This is a genomic window from Actinosynnema sp. NPDC002837, from assembly GCF_040295345.1.
Taxonomy (GTDB): domain Bacteria; phylum Actinomycetota; class Actinomycetes; order Mycobacteriales; family Pseudonocardiaceae; genus Actinosynnema.
In genome coordinates, this window is sequence record NZ_JBEOVG010000018.1 from 1 (window position 1) to 18,989 (window position 18,989).

Below are 18,989 nucleotides of genomic sequence, written 5' to 3' on the forward strand. Positions count from 1 at the left end.
CACCCGGCGCAACGCCGCCGGGTGATCGCCCACCCCCCAGGTCCGCGACATCGCGGGCCCGCCCACCCCGAACCGCCTCCACACCCTCCGGCAACCCCGCCCGGGCCACACCCTGCCGCCCCTTCCCGGACGATCCCGCGCCGTCACGCCTGGTCGTGCCGCTCCAGCAGGGCCCGCAGCACCGCCATCTCCGCGGCGAGCGCCTCGCGGCCCGCGGCGGTGACGCTCACCCACGTCTTCGGGCGCTTGCCGTCGTAGCCCTTCTCGACCGCCAGCAGACCGGCCTCTTCGAGCACCGTGACGTGCCGGGACAGGTTGCCCGCGGTGAGGTCCAGGACGGACCTGAGGTAGCCGAACTCGACCCTCTTGACCTCGGCCGCGATCGTCAGGACGCCCAACCGGTGCCGTTGGTGGACGGTGTCGTCCAGGCCCGACGTGGGGTGTTCGGTCATGCCGCGATCCTGCCCCGCGCCCGACGGGCGACGAGGCCGCCGACCCCGCCGAGCACGAGGACCAGGGCCGACGACAGCAGGTCACCGAAGTCCAGCACCGCGACCGGCCACAGCAGCGTGCCGTAGACCCACGTCACCCACCCGTTCACGAACAGCGCCCAGACCGCGAACAGCACGGCGAACGACGTGCACAGCGCACTGCGCTCCACCCACGCCAGCCCGAGCACCCCCACCGCCACCACGAGCAACGGGCCGTACGGGAAGACCATCACCAGGTGGGCGACCAGGACCAGCGACAGGATCACGATCGCGGTCCGCAGCTTCCGCTTCGCGAGCAGCGTCGCCACCACGACCCCGACGACCAGGACCGTGAGCGCGACCGGCCAACCCCATGAGGAGAAGATCAGCCGGGTGACGAGCGGCACGCCCAGCAGCGGGAGGACCAGCACGAACAAGGTCACCTGGGCGTAGAGGCGCGTCGAGGTCTCCACCCCGACCTTCCCGGCCCGCCACCGGTACCACCAGACCGTCGCCAGGAACCCGGCGGTCAGCGCGCCCATCCAGTAGAAGTCCTTACCCAGCGACGGGTGGTTGCCGAACGCGAGCCCGGTCGCCTGCCCGGTCGGGTGCAGCCAGTGCCACAACGCCGGCAGCTCGTTCATCGACCAGGAACAGGCGGACACGCACCGCTCGGGCAGGTACAGCGGGATCGCCGCCGCGACGATCGCCCCGAACAGCAGGAACGGGAACCAGTACCCGTGCCGGTCACGGCGGGCGCGCCGCCGCAACGCCGTCAACTCGTCGAGCAGGTCCTTCGGGTCACCGGCCACCGCACGTCCCCCAACTCCTCGCTGATGCAATCGAGTTTGCATTACAAACCTAATGCGGTCAACCGCCGCGGGAGGGCCCCGTGCCGAGCCGGGCTCCGGGCGCGTACACCCGATCGGAAAAGCGGTTGGCGCGTCCGCCCGGATTCCGGTGGACTTCCCGGCATGAGCGACCAGCCCGTAGTGCGACCGGCGCCCGTCAGCGGCTTCCCGGAGTGGCTGCCGCACGTGCGCCTGGTCGAGCTGCGCTGGCTGGACGGGATTCGCGCCGCCTTCGAGCGCTACGGCTTCTGCTCCGTCGAGACGCCCGCCGCGGAACGCCTCGAAGTGCTCATGGCCAAGGGCGAGACGTCCAAAGAGGTCTACACGCTCGGCCGGGTCCAGGGCTCGGACGACGGGCAACTCGGCCTGCGCTTCGACCTCACCGTGCCGTTCGCCCGGTACACGGCGCAGCACTTCAACGAGCTCGTCTTCCCCTTCAAGCGCTACCAGATCCAGCGCGCCTGGCGCGGCGAACGGCCGCAGGACGGGCGGTTCCGCGAGTTCACCCAGTGCGACGTCGACGTGATCAACGTCGACGAGGTGCCGATCCACTTCGACGCCGAGCTGCCGCGCATCGTGCACGAGGTGCTGACCTCGCTCGGCCTGCCGCCGTGGACCATCAACGTCAACAACCGCAAGGTGTTGCAGGGCTTCTACGAAGGCCTGGGCATCGAGGAGCCGCTCGACGTGATCAGGGCCGTGGACAAGATCGACAAGATCGGTCCCGACGGCGTGGCGTCCCTGCTGGCCGACCGACTCGACCCGGCCCAGACCAAGTCCGTCCTCGACCTCGCGGGACTCCGCGGCGGTGGTGTCGACGACGTGCGCGCGTTGGGCGTGCGGTCGGCGCTGCTGGACGAAGGGCTCGAAGAGCTGGACTTCGTCCTGCGCGAGCTGTCCGACCTGCCCGAGGTGGTGGCCGACTTCTCCATCGCCCGCGGCCTGGACTACTACACCGGCACCGTCTACGAGGGGAAGTTCGTGGACTGGCCGGAGTACGGCTCGATCTGCTCCGGCGGTCGGTACGAGAACCTGGCCGGGTCGTTCATCCGGCGCAGGTTGCCCGGCATCGGCATGTCGATCGGGTTCTCCCGCATCTTCGCCAAGGTGCTGTCCGCCGGCCTGCTCGAGACGGGCCCGAGCACGCCAGCCGACGTCCTCGTCGTCCTGCCGCCGAACCGCCGCCGGGCCGCCACCGAGACGGCGAAGGCGTTGCGCGCCAACGGCTTCAACGTGGAGCTGTACCACCAGGAGGACAAGGTGGCCAAGCAGGTCCGCTACGCCTCCCGCAAGGGCATCCCGTTCGTGTGGTTCCCGCCGTTCGAGGACGGCCGGCCGCACGAGGTGAAGGACCTGGCCACCGGCGCGCAGACCGCGGCCGACCCGGCGACGTGGTCGCGCGGACCGGGCTGAGCCCGCGCGACCAGCGCCTGTCAGCCAGCGGCTGACCAGCGATCGTCAGCAGCCGGCAGCCGGCAGCGGCCGGCGTGCCGTCAGCGCTTGGCCAGCCGGTTCGGGATGGGGGCCAAGGGGTAGGTCTGCCAGAAGAACCGGTCGGCCGCGTGCTGGTCGGCGGCGAAGTTGACCGCCTCCACGATCTTCCGCCCGCGGATCCGGAACGCGAGTGCCCACGTGATGTCCAGGCCCTCCGGCGTGGTGCTCCAGCCGCGGTGCAGGTCGACGACCCACTCGCCGTCCGCGGCGAGGAAGATCGGCTCCGCGCGGAAGCCCGCCTTGGCGAGCTCGCCGAAGAACGCCAGCACCTCCTCGGCGCCGACCTTGGTGCCCGACAACGGGTGGTGGCCCGGGATCGTCCACCGGATGTCGTCGGCGAAGAACCGGCGCAGGGAGTTCACGTCACCGGAGCCGTAGGCCGCGTAGTAGTCCTTGATCAGCCGCACGTTCGGGTGCTCGGCGGAGGTCGAGGCCGTCGCGGCGCCCGTGCCGAGTAGCGAGCCCGCCGCCACGCCGACCGCGGTCGCGCCCAGGCCGCGCAGCACGTCGGCCCGGGACAGGTGTTCCGTCATCTCAACTCCTGGTGGTTGATCAGCTGTTCCAACGGGTGCTCGCGCCCGCCGTCACGTCGAGCACGGTGCCGGAGACGTACCGGGTGCGCGGCGAGGCGATGTCGGGCGCCACCACGTCCGCGCCCGCCCGCGCCGGCGCCACGCACGTCGCCCGGCCGATGCCGCGGGCCGCACCGGTGACCAGGGCGACCTGCCCGCGCAGCTCTCCACCGGACTGCCCCGCCGCACTCTCGCCCGGCTGCCCCTGCGCCGCGCCCGCCACACCCGCACCTGCGCCGGCGGCCATCAGACCCGCGACCCCGGCGCCCGCCAACAGCGTGCGCCGGTGCACCTTCTCCCCGTCGTCCATGGTCCCGATCGTGCGCAGCGGGCCGGTGCGCTGTCCAAGACCTGTGCCGATGCCGTTCGGTAATAGGGAGGCCCCGGGCACGGGTGGTGCGCCACCATGCCCTGGTGGACGAACTGGAACGGCTCCTGGACTCCTACGACGTGCGGTGGACCGAGCCGGACCCCGTGCTCAGGCTGCTCGCCGAGATCGACGCGACGGGTGACGAGGCGGCGGGCCTCGCGGCGTTGGCGACGCTGGCCCGTCGGCCGCGCGCGGTGATCGCGCTGGACTCCTACGCCCGACAGGTGCGCTGGCACGTGGCCGAGGACTACGTGCCGCCGCAGCTGACGAAGGCCGGCCGTGCCCAGCGGGTCGCGTCGCCGTTGGGCATCGCGTTGGCCAGCACGCACGGCGACGGGCGGCTGCGGGAGCGCGCGGTCGAGCAGATCGTCGCGCGGGGGTTGCCGGAGCTGGTGCCGTTCCTGGCGCTGCGGACCGGCGACTGGGTGCCGGAGGTCCGCGACCGGGCGCGCGGAGGGCTGGCCGTGCTGCTGCACCGCGACCCCGCACGGGTGCTGCCCGCCGCCGTGGGTGTCGGGTTGTGGATCGGGTCGTGGCTGCGGGGGACGTTCGTGCACCACCAGCTCCGGGCCGTCGCGGCGGATCCCCGTGCGCCGCTGGAGTCCTTGTTGCAGTCGCCGGACCGGGAGGTGCGCGCGTTCGCGTTCGAGGCCGGGACGTGGCGGCTGGACCGGAAGGTGTCGGTCGCGTTGACGGCTCCGGACGTGCGGCTGCGGTCCTCGGCGGCCCAAGCGGCGGCGCGGGACTGCGTCTGGTCCGCGCGGGTGGAGGTGTTGCGGCGGTTGGCCGCGTCACCGCACGCGGAGGTGCGGGTGGAGGCGTTGACCGGCTTGGTGCGGTTGGGCCGTGACGCGGAGGTGGTGGCGTACCTGGACGACAAGTCGTCGCTGGTGCGCGCGCTGGCACGGGCGGCGGCGTCACGGGTGGGCGTGGACGTGCCCGCCCACTACCGGTCACGGGTGACCGCGGGCGCGATCGACGGGTTCGCCGAGGTGGGCGGCGACGGGCAGCACCTGGTGGAGTTGCTGGCCCACCCGACGGGCCGGATCCGGGCCCGTGCCGTGCGGGCGTTGCGGGTGCTGGAGCAGGTGACCGACGACCTGGTGCTGCCGTTGCTGCGCGACCCGTCGTCGCTCGTGGTGCGGGAGGCGACGGTGGCGTTGCGCTCGGTGCCGGCGGCGTTGCCGTGGGAGTTGCTGGGCGACGAGCGGCCCGCGGTGCGGACCGCCGGCTACCGGCTGGCGCGGCGGCTCGGCCGGGTCGCCGAGTTGCGCGCGGCGTTGACGGCGGTGGGCGACTCGCACGTCCGGTTGGCGCGGCGCGGTCGGGCGGACGTCGTGCGGATCGCGCACTCCCTGGTGTCGGTGCCGTGGCGTCGGCGGACCGTCGCGCCGTTGGAGGTGGGCGCGGCGGAGGCGCCCGGCCTGCGGGCGTTGCTGGCACGGGCGGCCGTCGACCTGGACGAGCAGACCACTCACCTGCTGCGGACACTGCTGGGCTGACCTGGTCGGCGCGGACCGCGCCGACCAGGGGTCAGGTGCGCATCTCGCGCGTCCGCCACATCACCAGCACGAAGTACGGCGTGCCGATCAACGCGATCACCAGCCCGGCCGGCACCTGCGCGGGCGCGATGACGGTCCGACCCACGGTGTCCGCCGCGCTCACGAGCACCGCGCCCACCCCCGCCGCGACCGGCAGCACGCGCGCGTGCCGACCGCCCACCAACGACCGGGCCAGGTGCGGCGCGACCAACCCCACGAACGCCACCACACCGATCGCCGACACGGCCGTCGCCGCCAGCACGCCCGCCGCCAGCAGGATCACCAGCCGCGACCGCTCCACCCGCATGCCCAGCACGCGCGGCGTGTCCTCGTCCAGGCTGTGCAGGTCGAGCTCGCGGTGCCGCGCCCACAGCAACGGGGTCAGCAGCACCAGCGCCAGCGCCGTGGGCACCACCTGCTCCAACGTCCGCCCGTACGTCGAGCCGGACATCCACGTCAGCGCCTTCGCGGTGTTCCACGGGTCCGACGTCACGATCAGCAGCGTGATCAACGCCATCCCGGCCGACCACATCGCGATGCCGATGACGACCAGCCGGTCCGAGTCCAGCCCCGACCGCCACGCCAGCCCGTAGACCAGCGCGAACGCCACCATCGCGCCCACGCCCGCCGCACCCGCGATGTGCCACGCGCCGGCCAGCGGCACCGCCGTGATCAACGCGATCGCGGCCAGCCCGGCGCCCGCCGTGATGCCGAGCAGACCGGGTTCCGCCAACGGGTTGCGGCTCACCGACTGGATGCCGCACCCGGCCACCGCCAGCGCCGCGCCCGCCACCAGCGCCGCCAGCACGCGCGGCAGCCGCTGGTCGACCACGAACGTCAGCGCCGTGCCCGTCCGCCCGGCGAACCAGTTCGCCAGGTCGCCCAGCAGCACCAACCGGTCCCCGAGCATCAGGCCCGCCGTCGGCGCCGCGACCAGCAGCACGCCCAGCACCACCGACGTCACCACGAGCCGCCGCGACGACCCCGCCACGCCGACCCGGCCGGCCGGCGCCTGGCGAGGCGTCCCGCTCGACCGCCCCCGCCGCGCCAACCAGATCAGCACCACCGCGCCCAGGACCGTGGTCATCACGCCGGTCGGCACCCGGACGGCCGCCGCCGAGCCCATGACCGCCCGCAGCAGCACGTCCGCGCCGAGCACGATCACCACGCCGACGAGCCCGGAGAACGGCAGCAGCATCCGGTGCTTGCCCAACCCGGGCACGAACGGCGTCAGCAGCCGGGTGATCACCGGCGCGCTCAGCCCGACGAACCCGATCGGCCCGGCGACCGTCACCGCCGCCGCCGTCAGCGCCACGGTCAGCAGCACCGCGCCCACGCGCGTCCGCCGCACCTTCAACCCCAGCACGGTCGCGTTGTCGTCACCCAGGGCCAGGATGTCGAGCGACCGGCCCATCACCAGCAACGCCGCCACCGCGACCACCACGACCGGCGTCATCTGCGCGGTCGCGTCCAGGTCGCTCACGGTCAGCGAACCGGAGCCCCAGGCGAACAGCCCGGTCGTCTCCTGCTCGTACATCAGCAGGAGCAGGACCGTCGCCGACTGGAGCGTCAACATGACCGCCGAGCCGACGAGCACCAGCCGCGGGCTGGTCGAACCGCCGCCGGACAGCGCGAGCACGACGACCGCCGCCGCGAGCCCGCCGACGAACGCCGCCGCGCCCGCGGGCAGCGTGGGCAGGCTCAGCCCGAACGCCGCGATCGCGACCACGGCCAGGTGCGAGCCCGCGTTCACGGCGAGCGTGTCCGGCGAGGCCAACGGGTTGCGCGCCACCGACTGCATGCCCGCGCCGGCCACGCCGAGCGCGACGCCGAGCAGCAACGCGGCCAGCAGGCGCGGCACGCGCGAACCCTCCAGCACGGCGAGGGTCTGCGCGTCCCCGTTGCCCACCAGGGCGTTGAGCACGTCGAGCACACCGGTCGACGCGGTGCCCTGGGTGAGGTGGACGGCGGAGAGCACGGCGATGAGCGCCACGATCCCCGCCGTCACGACGGCGGTGCGCATCATCAGGCGGTGGCAGCCTTCACGAACTGCTCGGCGACGTGGATGACCGACTTCGGCCCGCCGAACGTCCACGTGCCCGGCTCCAGCTTGACGACCTTCTTGCTCACCACGAACGGCAGCCGCTGCCACACCGGGTTCGCGGCGAGGCCGGTGGTGAACACGTCGTCCTCGGAAGCGCTGTAGAACAGCATGGTCTTCGGGTCGGTGAGCGCGGTCAGGCCCTCGACGTCGGTGGCGCCGAGGCCCCACTGCGGGTCGACCTCGCCGGTCCACGCGTTCTTCAGGCCGACCGCCTCGGCGGCGTCGGAGACCAGCGAGCCCTTGCCGAACGGGCGGATGTTGACCGTGCTGCCCTCGAGCCAGCCGTCGGCCATGAGGAACGGCGTGCCGGTCGCGCCCTTGGCCTCGACGGCCTTCTTGCCGTCGGCCAGCGCGGTGTCCAGTTCGGACAGCAGCTTGTCGCCCTCGGCGGACTTGCCGACCGCCTGCGCGATCAGCTTGGTGTCCTCGCGCAGCCGGTCCAGGTTGCGGGCGGCGTCGCTGGCCTGGGTGACGACCACGGGGACGTACTTCTCCAGCTGGTCGGCCAGCGTCTCGTCCCGGCCCTTGGCCATGATCACCAGGTCGGGGTCGAGCGCGACGATCGAGTCGACGCTGGGCTCGTTGCGCTTGCCGACGTCCTTAACGTCGGCGGCGAGCGGCACCGTCGCGTCCCACGTCTTGTAACCGGCCGCGTCCGCGACACCCACCGGCATGACACCCAGTGAGGCGATGGTTTCGGTCTCGGCCCACTCCAGCGTGACGACCTTCTTGGCCGGGGCGTCGAGCTTGACCTCCTTGCCGCGGGCGTCGGTCACGGTGACCGGCCCGCCGGCGGACTCGGTCGGCGTGGACGTGGGCGTCTCGGTCGTGCCGCAGGCGGACAGCAGCACAGCTGCCGTCACGAGGGCAGGGGCGAGCAAGCGCATGGCTGGGACCTCTCAGGGTGAAGGGAAGGGGGTCAGACCGGTCGCGGGGTGTGCCTGCCGAGGGGGCGGCAGTGGATCGCGCCGGTCACCGGGTCGTCGGCGACGTGCACCGTGACGCCGTAGGCGTGGGTCAGGTGCGCGCCCGTGAGGACGTCGCGGACCCCGCCGGCCGCGACGACCTTGCCCTCGCTCAGCAGCACGACCTCGTCGGCGATGATCGCCGCGTGGTCGAGGTCGTGCAGCACGACGCCGACCGCCACGTCGTGGTCGTTCGCCAGGTCGCGCACGACGTCGAGCACCTCGACCTGGTAGCGCAGGTCGAGGTGGTTGGTCGGCTCGTCGAGCAGGAGCACGGAGGTCTGCTGCGCCAGGCACGACGCCAGCCACACGCGCTGCAGCTCGCCGCCGGACAGCTCGTCCACGCCGCGGTCGGCCATCGCGGTCACACCGGTCAGGTCCATGGCGCGCTCGATGGCGGCGCTGCCCTCCAGGTCCACGCCGCGCCACCCGGTCCGGTACGGGTACCGGCCGTAGGAGACGACGTCGCGCACCGACACGCCCGAGGGCGTCGGCCGCTGCTGGGTGAGCAGGGTGACGTTGCGGGCGAACTCCTTGCCGGACAGGGGGGAGTGGCCCCACACCGACCGCTCGCCCATCCGGACGTTCCCCTCGCGCGGCCGGTGCAGCCGCGCCAGCGAGCGCAGGACGGTCGACTTGCCGGACCCGTTCGGCCCGACGAGCGCCGTCACGGCGCCGGCGCGGAGTCCGAGCGAGACACCGTGCACCACCGCGCGGTCGTGGTGCGCCAGGACCAGTTCCTCACCGGCGAGCAGCGCGTCTCCCTTAGACATGAGGGGAGCCTAACCTAATGTGCAGGATCACCCATCTGGCCGTGATCTACTGCACTTCCCGGCCTATTCGGTAACGCAGCGCGATCAAGATCAGCCGTTGAAGTGGCGCCGCGTGTCCGCCACCAGCGAGTCGAACACCAGCGCGTTCAGCCGGCCGCCCACCTTGAGCCCCGGCTCGTAGGCGAACGTCCAGGTGAGCCTCGCCCCCTCGGCCGACCGCTCCACCAGGTAGTCCTCGCCGAACCGCCGGAACACCGGCAGGTTGGCCCGGTCGACCAGGAACGACTGCCGCCGGCCCTCCTCCCAGCGGATGAACACCTCGCGCAGCCGCAGCACGCCGAGCACGGCCGTCGTGCGCGTCGTGCCGACCCCGAACGGGCGAGGGGAGGTGTACTCCACCGAGGACAGCAGCCGGCACCACCACAGCGGGTTCGAGGCGGCCAGGCCGCGCCACACACGTTCGGGTGACACCGGCAGGTCCAGCACGTAGCTGCGGCGCTGCGGTGCCGAGTCGAAGAAGTCCACGTCGAACGGCTCCAAGCGGGGCACGTCGTCCAGTGTGCGGCCTGCGTGCCGGTTTCACCGCTCGTCGACGTGATCCCACTGCGGGGATCCGGCCACCCGATCGGCGGTGACCGGGCGCGACCACTCGGAGCGGCGCCGGGTTGAGCCGGTCGGGCGGACCCCGTGCCCGAACGTGTGGATCACCACCGCGGGGTCTTGGCGGTCACGGGAGGGCACTGGTTGCCTACACCCGGTAGGCCCCGACGAGAGGTGCGAGCCGATGGCGCAGCCGTTCCAGCTGCCGGATTTCTACCTGCCCTACCCGGCACGGCTCAATCCGAACCTGGAGCGCGCGCGGGCGCACACGAAGTCGTGGGCGCACGAGATGGACATGATCGACGTGCCGCAGCACGGCACGGTCGTCTGGACCGACGAGGACCTCGACTCCCACGACTACGCGCTGCTCTGCGCCTACACCCACCCGGACGCCTCGCCGGAGGACCTCGACCTCGTCACCGACTGGTACGTGTGGGTCTTCTACTTCGACGACCACTTCGTCGAGCTCTACAAGCGCAACCCGGACGTGGCGGGCGCGAAGGCCTACCTCGACCGGCTGCCGCTGTTCATGCCGGTCGAGGGCGCGATCACCGAGGCGCCGACGAACCCGGTCGAGAAGGGCCTCGCCGACCTGTGGGCGCGCACCGTCGGCAGCCACTCGCCGGACTGGCGCCGCCGGTTCGCGGCCAACACCGAGCACCTGCTCGACGAGTCCATGTGGGAGCTGCTGAACATCTCCGAGGGCAGGCTCGCCAACCCGATCGAGTACGTCGAGATGCGCCGCAAGGTGGGCGGCGCGCCGTGGTCGGCGAACCTGGTCGAGCACGTCACCGGCCTGGAGGTGCCCGCCCGGATCGCCCTGACCCGCCCGATCGGCGTCCTGCGCGACACGTTCGCCGACGCCGTGCACCTGCGCAACGACCTGTTCTCCTACGAGCGGGAGGTGCTGGACGAGGGCGAGCTGAGCAACGGCGTCCTGGTGCTGGAGAAGTTCCTGGACATCCCGACCCAGGAGGCCGCCGAGGCGGTCAACGACCTGCTCACCTCCCGCCTGCACCAGTTCGAGCACACCGCCGTCACCGAGGTGCCGCGCCTGCTCGACGAGCACGCCGTCGACCCGGCCGGCCGCCTCGCCGTGCTGGCGTACGTGAAGGGCCTGCAGGACTGGCAGGCGGGCGGGCACGAGTGGCACGCCCGCTCCAGTCGCTACATGAACGAGGGCGCGGTCACCGCGAACCCGGTGCTCGGCGGCCCGACCGGACTGGGCACGAGCGCCCTCCGCTCGCTCGTCGCCACCGCGCCGCAACGCCTGCGCGCCTTCAGCCACGTGCCGTTCGAAGAGGTGCCGCCGATGCCCGAGCCGGCGCTGGACATGCCGTTCGCGGTGGCGGTGAGCCCGCACTGGCACGACGCGCGGGAGAAGAGCGTCGCGTGGGCGGGGGAGATGGGCTTCTTCGACGACGTGCCGCGCGTGTGGACCGAGGGCAGGCTGCGCGACATGGACCTCGCGCTGTGCTCGGCGGGCATCGACCCGGACGCCACCCGGGAGGAGCTGGAGATCTCCGCGCTGTGGCTGACCTGGGGCACCTACGGCGACGACTACTACCCGGTCGCGTTCGGCCGCACGCCCGACCTGGCCACCGCGAAGGCCACCACCGACCGGCTCAAGCAGATGATGCCGCTGGAGGGCGCGTCGCCGTCCCCCGTGACCCCGCTGGAACGCGGCCTCGCCGACGTCTGGCAGCGCACCACCGCCCCGATGCCGCACGACAACCGGCGGCGGCTGCGCCACGAGGTGGAGCTGATGCTGGACAGCTGGCTGTGGGAGCTGGAGAACCAGCACGAGCACCGCGTGCCCGACCCGGTCGACTACGTCGAGATGCGCCGGCACACGTTCGGCTCGGAGCTGACCACGAGCATGGCCAGGCTCGGCCACGGCGGGCTGGTGCCCGACGAGGTCTACCGGACCCGCACCCTCCGCAACATCGAGAACTCGGCGATGGACTACGCCGCCATCGTCAACGACCTCTTCTCCTACCGCAAGGAGATCCAGTTCGAGGGCGAGCTGCACAACCTGGTGCTCGTCGTGCGCAATTTCCTCGACGTGGACCCGGATCGGGCGCGGGGAATCGCGACCGACCTGGCGAACGCGCGGTTGGCGCAGTTCCGGCACTCGGTGCGGGTCGAGCTGCCCGCGTTGTTCGAGGAATTGCGCCTCGAACCCGAAGTGCGCGAGGCGGTGAACCGGTACGTGGACGAGCTGAAGGACTGGATGTCCGGCATCCTCCACTGGCACCGGGAGGTCGTCCGCTACCACGACGCCGACCTGGCCAAGCGCTTCGGCGGCCGGGAAGTCGCGTTCCCGCCGCAGGCCCTGCGCGGTCCGACGGGCCTCGGCACGGCGTCCACCCGCATTCTGGTGAACAAAGGGTGACGTAAAGCTGAATACCGGTCGTCGTAATGGGGAACAGAAGTCCGGGGTGATTTACGAGACCTTTCACTCCTGAATTCCCCGGATTCGGTGGCAGTATTGGCGCCGTGGGCGAGGGCGGAGTGCGCTACCGGTTGTTGGGCCCGGTGGCGGCGCACCTCGACGGCGAACCGGTGCGGCTCGGCGGGCCCAAGCAGCGCGCGGTGCTCGCCGCCCTGCTGCTCAACGCCAACCGCGTGGTCTCCGAGGAGCGGCTGATCGGGCTCGTCTGGGACGGCGAACCGCCCACCAGCGCGCGCGGCCAGCTCCAGGTGCGGATCTGGGAGCTGCGCAAGCTCCTCGGCCGGTCCGCGATCGTGCGCCGCTCGCCCGGCTACCTGATCGAGGTGGCGCCGGGGCAGCTGGACGTCCAGGTGTTCTGCGACGCCGTCACGGCGGCCCGCGTCGACCTGGCCGAGGGGCGGGTGGACGCGGGGGTCGCCCGGCTGCGGGACGCGCTGGCGCTGTGGGAGGGCCCCGTGCTCGGCGGGGTGACCGAGGCGTTGCAGGACCGGGAGGGCCGCTCGCTCGACGAACGGCGGCTGGCCGCCGTGGAGGACCTGTTCGACGCCGAGCTGCGCGCCGGTCGGCACGCGGCCGTGATCGGCGAGCTGCGCCGGGCGGGCGACGAGCACCCGTTCCGGGAACGGCTCCAAGCCGCGTTGATGCTCGCCCTGCACCGGTCGGGCCGCACGTCCGAGGCGCTGGCGGCGTACGCGGAGACCCGGCGGCGGTTCACCGCCGAGCTGGGCATCGAACCGGGGCGCGCACTGCAGGAGCTGCACGTCCAGGTGTTGCAGGGCGAGGAGTCGGCGCCCGCGCCGGTGGCGCGTCCCGCCCAGCTGCCGCACGACGTGCGCGGGTTCGCCGGGCGGCACGCGGAGCTGGCGCGGTTGGACGACGCCGGGATCTGGGTGATCACCGGCGCGGCGGGGGTCGGGAAGACGGCGTTGGCGGTGCGCTGGGCGCGGCGGGCCCGGGACCGGTTCCCGGACGGGCAGCTGTACGTGGACCTGCGGGGGTTCGACGCCGACCACGAGCCCGTGCCGCCCGCCGCGGCCCTGGCGCAGCTGCTGCGCGCGCTGGGGCGGCAGCGGCTGCCGTCCGGGGTGGACGAGCTGGCCGCGCTGTACCGGACCGCGCTGGCGGACCGGGACGTGCTGGTGCTGCTGGACAACGCGCGCGACGGGGACCAGGTCGCGCCGCTGCTGCCGCCGTCCGGGATGGTGCTGGTGACCAGTCGGCACCGGCTGGGCGACCTGGTCGCGCGGACCGGCGCGCGGTCGCTGCCGCTGTCCGTGCTGCCCGCCGCGGACTCCCGAGCCCTGCTGACCGGGGTCCTGGGCGTCGAGTCCTCCGACTCGCTCGACGAGCTGGCGCGCCTGTGCGGCCACCTGCCGCTCGCGTTGCGCATCGCCGCGGCGAACCTGGGGCCGCAGGTCCGGGTCGACGACCTGGTGGCCGAGCTGCGGGCCGACCCGTTGACCGGGCTGACCGTGGACGGCGCCGACGAGAGCCTGCTGACCCGGGCGTTCGGCGTGTCGTACGCGGCGTTGACGCCCGGCTCCCAGCGGCTGTTCCGGCTGCTCGGCCTCGTGCCGGGCGCCGACTTCACGCCACGCGAGGCCGCGGCGTTGCTGGACGTGCCGCCGGCCGAGGCCGCTCGGCTGCTGCACGGGTTGGCCGCCGCGCACCTGGTGGAGCGGCACGGGCCGGGCCGGTTCCGGTTCCACGACCTGGTGCGCGACTACGCGCGCACGTTGGGCGGGGAGGAGGGGGCGTGGGACCGGCTGGTGGGGTTCTGCGTGGCGGCGGTGGACGCGGTGGACCGGCACTTCAGCCGCCACCCGCTGCGGCTGCCGCGTGAGGCCGACCCGGAGTTCGAGGTGGACTTCGCGTCGTCCGCCGAGGCCGTGGCGTGGTTGGAGGCGGAGCACGACAACCTGACGGCCGTGCTGCGGCACGCCGCCGTGCGCGGTCCGCACCCGACGGCGTGGTACCTGGCGGACGCGATCCGGTCGGTGTTCCTGCACCGGGGGCTGCGGGCGGAGTGGCTGGACGTCGCGTTCCCGGTGCTGGCGGCGGCCCGCGGCGTGCCGCGCGTGGAGGCGTTGATGCGGCAGGGGATCGGCGCGGCGTGCGTGCACCTCGGGCGGCGCGACGAGGCGATCCGGCACCTGGAGGCGGCGTTGCTGGCGCACCGCGAGGCCGACTGGCCGGAGGGCGAGGCGGCGACCGCGAACAGCCTGGGCATCGCGCTGCTGGCGGCGGGCCGGTTCACCGAGGCGAGTGATCTGTTCACCCGGTCGTTGGACGCCGGGACGCGGACCGACCGGATGATGGCGTTGAACAACCTGGGTTTCGCCGAACGCCAGTCCGGTCGGCTGGACCGGGCGCTGGCGCACCTGGACCGCGCGCTGGCCATCAGCGTCGAGGACGGCTCGCAGTGGGGTGAGGCCGTGGCGCGGGTGAACCTGGGGTACGTGCTGCGGTCGTGCGGCGACCTGTCGGGGGCGCGTGAGCACCTGATGGCGGCGTGCGCGCTGCACCGTCACCTGGGCAACCGCTACGGCGAGGCGTCGGCGTTGACCGGGCTGAGCCTGATCGCCACCGACTCCGGCGACCTCGACCACGCCCTGTCCCACGCCACCGAGGCGCTGGCCGTCGCCCGCCGTGAGGACAACCGCGAGACCGAGGTCGGTGCCCTCATCGCCCTGGGCAACGCCGAATCGGCCGCCGGCCGCCACCGTGACGCGGAGGTCCACCACCGCCAGGCCGTGACGCTGGCCCGTCGCTGGTGCTCGCCGTGGCAGCTGGCCGAGGCCCTGACCGCCTTGAGCGCCACGGTGTCCGCCCACGACCGGGCGGCTGCGCTGCCGCGGTGCCGGGAGGGCTGACCCCGCCGGCAGCGTCACCTCACAGGACAGAGCAGAGCTAGTGCTCGCCGTGCAGGCCGCGGGCGATGCGGATCAGCTCGGACCGGCGGTGGCGGCCGAGCTTGCCGCGGATGTTCTCCAGGTGGCGGTTGACGGTGCGCAGGGCGACGGCGAGCTCTTCGGCGATCTCGCGGTTGTCGTAGCCCTTCGCCAGGCACCGCAGCACGTCCTGCTCCCGGTTGGTGAGGTGCGGGGTCCCGCGGTGCAGCTCGCCGACCAGGTGGGCGGCGAGTTCGGCGGGGATCACGGGTGCGCCGAGCACGGCCGCGACCGCGTCACCGAGTTCGGCGGCGGTGGCGGCCTTGGTGATCCAGCCGTGCGCGCCGGCCCGGATCGCGGGCAGCACGTCGTGCGGATCCGCTTGGGACAGCACGAGGATCCGCACGTCGGGCCACTGCCGGCGCAGGTGCCGGATCACGTCGAGGCCGTGCCCGGCGGGGCGCCCGACCCGGCTGTCGAGCCGCAGGTCCACCAGGGCCACGTCCGGCCGCAGCCGGTCGGCCAGCAGGCACGCCGTCGCCGCGTCGGCGGCCTCGCCCACGACCTCGGCCCGGCCGTCGCGATCGAGGCCGGCGCGGACGCCGTCCCGGGTGACGGGGTGGTCGTCCACGACGAGGACCCGAACCGGCGCCACGGTCACACCTCCCTGGTCAGGGCCGGACGGGTCGGCACGCGCAGCTCCACCTCGGTGCCGTGACCGGGGCTGCTGCGGATCCGGACCTGCCCGGCCAGCCGCTCGACCCTGGCCCCGACGGACACCCGCAGGCCCAGCCCGCCGGTGTCGAGGTCGGGCGCGAAGCCCACCCCGTTGTCGCGGACGGTCACCGTGACGTGCCGGCGCTCGTGCAGCACGGTCAGCCAGACGCGGTGCGCCCTGGCGTGCTTGTCGACGTTGGTGAGCAGTTCCCGGACCGCCGCCACGATCTCCTCCACCACGTCCGGCGGCAACCGGACGGGACCGCTGGCGACCAGGCGCACCGGCAGTTCCCCGTGCCGCCCGGCGAGTTCGGCCAACCGGTCGCGCAACGACGCCGTGGCGTTCGGTCCGGGCGGGGCCGGGCCCGGGTCCGAGCGCGCGAGGCCGCGCAGCGCCGCTTCCTGCCGGGCGATCCCCTCCGCCACGGCGGCGAGCGCCGGCCCGGCGCCCAAGTCGCCGATCCGGGCCCGCAGCCGGCCGAGGTCCTGGAGCACATCGTCGTGGATCCGGGCGGCGAGCCGCTCCCGTTCGGTGGTCCGCGCGGCCTGCTCGCCGCTGCGGACCGCCTGCCGGTGCAGCAGGTCGACCTGCCCGGCCACCGCGCCGATCACGCCGCCGAGCAGCACGTAGGACAGGCCCCAGCCGGTCATGGTCAACACCTGGAGGAACGACAGCCCCGCCGGCGTGACGCCATTGGCGGCGTAGGCGACCGGCAGGGTCAGGCCGAGCACCGCGCCCGCGGCGATCCCGCCCCGGAGCCGGTGGACGACCGCGCACGCCGCGACCGCCGCGGCCGGGTAGGCGCCGGTGAACGTCGGGTGGTTGGTCAGCAGCGCGTGCGGCGGGTGCACGTAGCCGGACGCCACGACCAGCGCCATCGCCACCCCCAGGTCGACGGCCAGCACCCGCCCGATCCGCCGGACGGCGGCGACCGTGAGCCAGAGCGTCCAGCAGCCCGCGGCGAGCAGGGCGAGACCGGCCTCGACCGGCCGCTGGATCTGCCCGCTGAGCAACGCCACCACCAACATCCACCCGAACGCCAGCCAGCGCAACGTCAGCACCAGCAGCATCGGCGCGGGGTGCCCGGCGGCGTCGGCGGTCATCTAGCCGGCCCGCACGATCACCCGCGCGGACGGCCAGGTGCACGTGGACCGGCGCAGGAACTGCTTGCGGCAGGCTGCGACCTCGACCACGTACGCGCCGCCCGGCGGCGGTGCGGGCACCGTGTACTCGTACCCGGCGGCTTCGCGCTGGACGGCGGCGCCGGGCGTCGAGCCGTCCGGCCACCAGGCGACGTTGAACGCGTCGGCCGCGCCGTAGCTCCAGCCGACCCGGATCCCGTCCGGCCCGGCGTCGACGGTGGTGATGCAGGGCCGGTCGAGCGGCGGGCACGGGCTGCCCAGGTCGCGGACGGTGGAGTGGCGCTCGCCCGGGCGCACCTGCGGCGTGCCGCCGCTGCGCAGCACGATCGCGCCGCCGTCGAAGTTCTGGTAGGCCAGGGTGTCTTCGGTGCCGCCGTCGCGCGGGTGGCCGAGCCGTCCGGCGGGTCCGCCGTCGGCCGCCCAGACGGCGAAGACGGCGGCCAGGATCACCGCCGGCTTCGCGTCCGGTCGCTCGTACACGACGTAGTCCTGGCCGAACCCGCCCCGCTGGTCCCGCACGACCCACGGCGTGTAGCGCAGGCCGGCGGCGTCGACGAGGGTGTCGCCGGCCGGGCAGCCCACCGGGTCGCGCTCCCACCACTCGAGCACCGACGCGTCCACCGCGAAGCGGGGGCAGGCGAGCCCGATCGAGCGCTCGTAGCCGATGGCGACCGCCATCATCACGGCCGCCGCGCCCACCGCGAGCAACGCCACCAGGGCCCGGCTCACCCGCCACGGCAGGGACGTCCGCTCGGCCCGGCCCCCGGCCGCGGGATCGGGGAGCAGCCGCACGAGCAGCCGGGCGTGCCGTCCCTGCCGGCGCAGCCACCACGTCGCCGTCGGCGCCCACCCGGCCACCGCGGCGCTGGTCGCGACCACGCCGTCGGCCTCCGCCATCACGTGGACGAGGCCGACCGTGCACACCACGGCCAGCGTGGTCGTGCCGAGGTCCCGGGCCAGCCGCCACCAGCGCGGCGCGGCCAGCCACTGCCACGCCCAGCCGACGCCGATGTCCCACACGTCCGGGTCGACCGACCGGCGACCCAGACGGGCGTCCCGCAGCACCGTCCGGCGCAGCGCGAAACCGAGCTGCCACCACGCGAGTTGCGCGCCGAGGATCTCCGCGAGCACCCGGTGCCCACCGCCCGACGCGCCGATCGCCCCCACGCCGCCAAGTCTGGCGGTGCCGGCCACCCGGCCGCACTCGCCCGGTCGGCCGCACGGCGCAGCCGAAGTGGGCAACTCCACCCACCGGGCCGTGGGCGATCACGGGCGCTTACCGGCGGGCCGGGAGAACGCCACCATCTGAACGCGGAACCACATCGGACGAATCGAGGGGAAATGCTCAACGTCAGACGGGTCATGGTCCTGGTCGCGGCCGCGCTGCTCGGCGCGGGCCTGTTCGCCGCGCCGTCGGCGGCAGCCGCGCCGACCAACCCCTACCTGTTCATCAACGGCTACAGCAACCTCTGCCTGGACGTCGCCTACGGCAGCCTCGACGACGGCGCGCGCGTGCAGCAATGGGACTGCTACGGCGGCCCGCCGGAGCGGTGGCACCTGGAGGTCGTCGAATCCCTGCCGGGCATGACCTACTACCGGCTGCGCAACGACAACAGCGGGCGGTGCCTCGACGTGCCGGACAACACCCCCGGCACGGGGGTCCACCAATGGGGTTGCTGGGGCGGCTGGATGCAGCAGTGGCAGGTGACCCACGTCGCGCCGAACTCGCTCCAGCTGCGCAACCGCCAGAGCGGGCTCTGCCTGGACAACCGGGACTGGAGCCTGCCGCCGGGCACGACCATCCAGCAGTGGCACTGCAACGGCGCCGCCGTCCAGCTGTGGCGGCTGGCTTGATCCGCTCGGCGTCGTCCGGCGGCCGCGGTGGCGGGCCTGTTCGTGGCCCGTCCCGCGGCCGCCGCGGACGTGCGCGCCGACGTCCTCGACACCGGCCCGCACCCCCACAGCATCGCGTGAGCTCCGCACCCACCGGCCCACGCTCGCGCGATGGGCTGGAAGCCGAACGGAAGTGAGGTGGAAGTGAAG

16 protein-coding genes are annotated in these 18,989 nt (G+C 73.6%); 5 read left to right on the forward strand and 11 right to left on the reverse strand.

All coding sequences use genetic code 11. The annotated features are described in order from the left end of the window. Positions 1–143: 143 nt before the first annotated feature. On the reverse strand, positions 144–452 hold the full coding sequence (locus tag ABTZ99_RS15705) for a transcriptional regulator (RefSeq protein ID WP_498779896.1): 309 nt from the start codon (positions 450–452) through the stop codon (positions 144–146). After that, positions 449–1,282: a hypothetical protein gene (locus tag ABTZ99_RS15710; protein WP_499611881.1), complete on the reverse strand. Its 834-nt coding sequence runs from the start codon at positions 1,280–1,282 to the stop codon at positions 449–451. Before ABTZ99_RS15710 ends, ABTZ99_RS15705 begins: the two co-directional genes overlap by 4 nt. 162 nt (positions 1,283–1,444) lie before the next feature. Between ABTZ99_RS15710 and hisS the strand changes: the two genes are divergently transcribed. Further along, positions 1,445–2,734: a histidine--tRNA ligase gene (gene hisS / locus ABTZ99_RS15715; protein WP_499611883.1), complete on the forward strand. Its 1,290-nt coding sequence runs from the start codon at positions 1,445–1,447 to the stop codon at positions 2,732–2,734. An 80-nt stretch (positions 2,735–2,814) separates the two neighbouring features. Here hisS and ABTZ99_RS15720 read toward each other — a convergent pair whose 3' ends face one another. Together ABTZ99_RS15720 and ABTZ99_RS15725 are read right to left on the reverse strand one after the other, a co-directional pair. Further along, complete coding sequence (locus tag ABTZ99_RS15720) at positions 2,815–3,348, reverse strand: nuclear transport factor 2 family protein (protein WP_499611885.1); 534 nt, start codon at positions 3,346–3,348, stop codon at positions 2,815–2,817. Positions 3,349–3,367: 19 nt separating this feature from the next. Further along, positions 3,368–3,697 (reverse strand): SDR family NAD(P)-dependent oxidoreductase, encoded by a 330-nt coding sequence (locus ABTZ99_RS15725; protein ID WP_499611886.1) that lies wholly within the window; start codon positions 3,695–3,697, stop codon positions 3,368–3,370. A gap of 104 nt (positions 3,698–3,801) precedes the next feature. Between ABTZ99_RS15725 and ABTZ99_RS15730 the strand changes: the two genes are divergently transcribed. Continuing rightward, positions 3,802–5,259 (forward strand): hypothetical protein, encoded by a 1,458-nt coding sequence (locus ABTZ99_RS15730; protein WP_499611888.1) that lies wholly within the window; start codon positions 3,802–3,804, stop codon positions 5,257–5,259. A gap of 31 nt (positions 5,260–5,290) precedes the next feature. Here ABTZ99_RS15730 and ABTZ99_RS15735 read toward each other — a convergent pair whose 3' ends face one another. The 4 genes from ABTZ99_RS15735 to ABTZ99_RS15750 all read right to left on the reverse strand — a co-directional run bounded on the left by ABTZ99_RS15735 (position 5,291) and on the right by ABTZ99_RS15750 (position 9,689). Next, positions 5,291–7,324, reverse strand: coding sequence for an iron ABC transporter permease (locus tag ABTZ99_RS15735; protein ID WP_498779907.1), 2,034 nt, complete (start codon positions 7,322–7,324; stop codon positions 5,291–5,293). After that, positions 7,324–8,289 carry an ABC transporter substrate-binding protein gene (locus ABTZ99_RS15740; RefSeq protein WP_499611890.1) on the reverse strand — a complete coding sequence of 322 codons (966 nt, stop codon included), beginning with the start codon at positions 8,287–8,289 and terminating at the stop codon, positions 7,324–7,326. The genes ABTZ99_RS15735 and ABTZ99_RS15740 overlap by 1 nt, the downstream gene beginning before the upstream one ends. A gap of 32 nt (positions 8,290–8,321) precedes the next feature. Beyond that, a complete protein-coding gene (locus ABTZ99_RS15745) occupies positions 8,322–9,140 on the reverse strand; it encodes an ABC transporter ATP-binding protein (RefSeq protein ID WP_499611892.1) in 819 nt (272 codons plus the stop codon). A 90-nt stretch (positions 9,141–9,230) separates the two neighbouring features. Beyond that, the gene (locus ABTZ99_RS15750) at positions 9,231–9,689 is read right to left on the reverse strand and encodes an SRPBCC family protein (RefSeq protein ID WP_499611894.1); all 459 of its coding nucleotides are present in this window, start codon (positions 9,687–9,689) and stop codon (positions 9,231–9,233) included. A 235-nt stretch (positions 9,690–9,924) separates the two neighbouring features. On the opposite strand from ABTZ99_RS15750, the gene ABTZ99_RS15755 reads away from it, so the two are divergent. Together ABTZ99_RS15755 and ABTZ99_RS15760 are read left to right on the forward strand one after the other, a co-directional pair. Next, entirely contained in the window at positions 9,925–12,135 is a 2,211-nt protein-coding gene (locus ABTZ99_RS15755) for a terpene synthase family protein (protein WP_498779913.1), read from the forward strand. A gap of 104 nt (positions 12,136–12,239) precedes the next feature. Further along, positions 12,240–15,068, forward strand: coding sequence for an AfsR/SARP family transcriptional regulator (locus tag ABTZ99_RS15760; protein ID WP_499611896.1), 2,829 nt, complete (start codon positions 12,240–12,242; stop codon positions 15,066–15,068). A 37-nt stretch (positions 15,069–15,105) separates the two neighbouring features. Here the strand turns inward: ABTZ99_RS15760 and ABTZ99_RS15765 are convergent, their stop codons facing one another. From ABTZ99_RS15765 to ABTZ99_RS15775, 3 genes are read right to left on the reverse strand one after another with little or no spacing between them, the layout of a single operon-like run. Next, complete coding sequence (locus tag ABTZ99_RS15765) at positions 15,106–15,741, reverse strand: response regulator (RefSeq protein ID WP_498779915.1); 636 nt, start codon at positions 15,739–15,741, stop codon at positions 15,106–15,108. A gap of 2 nt (positions 15,742–15,743) precedes the next feature. Then, positions 15,744–16,907, reverse strand: coding sequence for a sensor histidine kinase (locus tag ABTZ99_RS15770; protein ID WP_499611898.1), 1,164 nt, complete (start codon positions 16,905–16,907; stop codon positions 15,744–15,746). Next, complete coding sequence (locus ABTZ99_RS15775; protein ID WP_499611900.1) at positions 16,908–18,113, reverse strand: hypothetical protein; 1,206 nt, start codon at positions 18,111–18,113, stop codon at positions 16,908–16,910. A 174-nt stretch (positions 18,114–18,287) separates the two neighbouring features. Between ABTZ99_RS15775 and ABTZ99_RS15780 the strand changes: the two genes are divergently transcribed. Next, a complete protein-coding gene (locus tag ABTZ99_RS15780; protein ID WP_499611902.1) occupies positions 18,288–18,800 on the forward strand; it encodes an RICIN domain-containing protein in 513 nt (170 codons plus the stop codon). Positions 18,801–18,989: the final 189 nt, after the last annotated feature.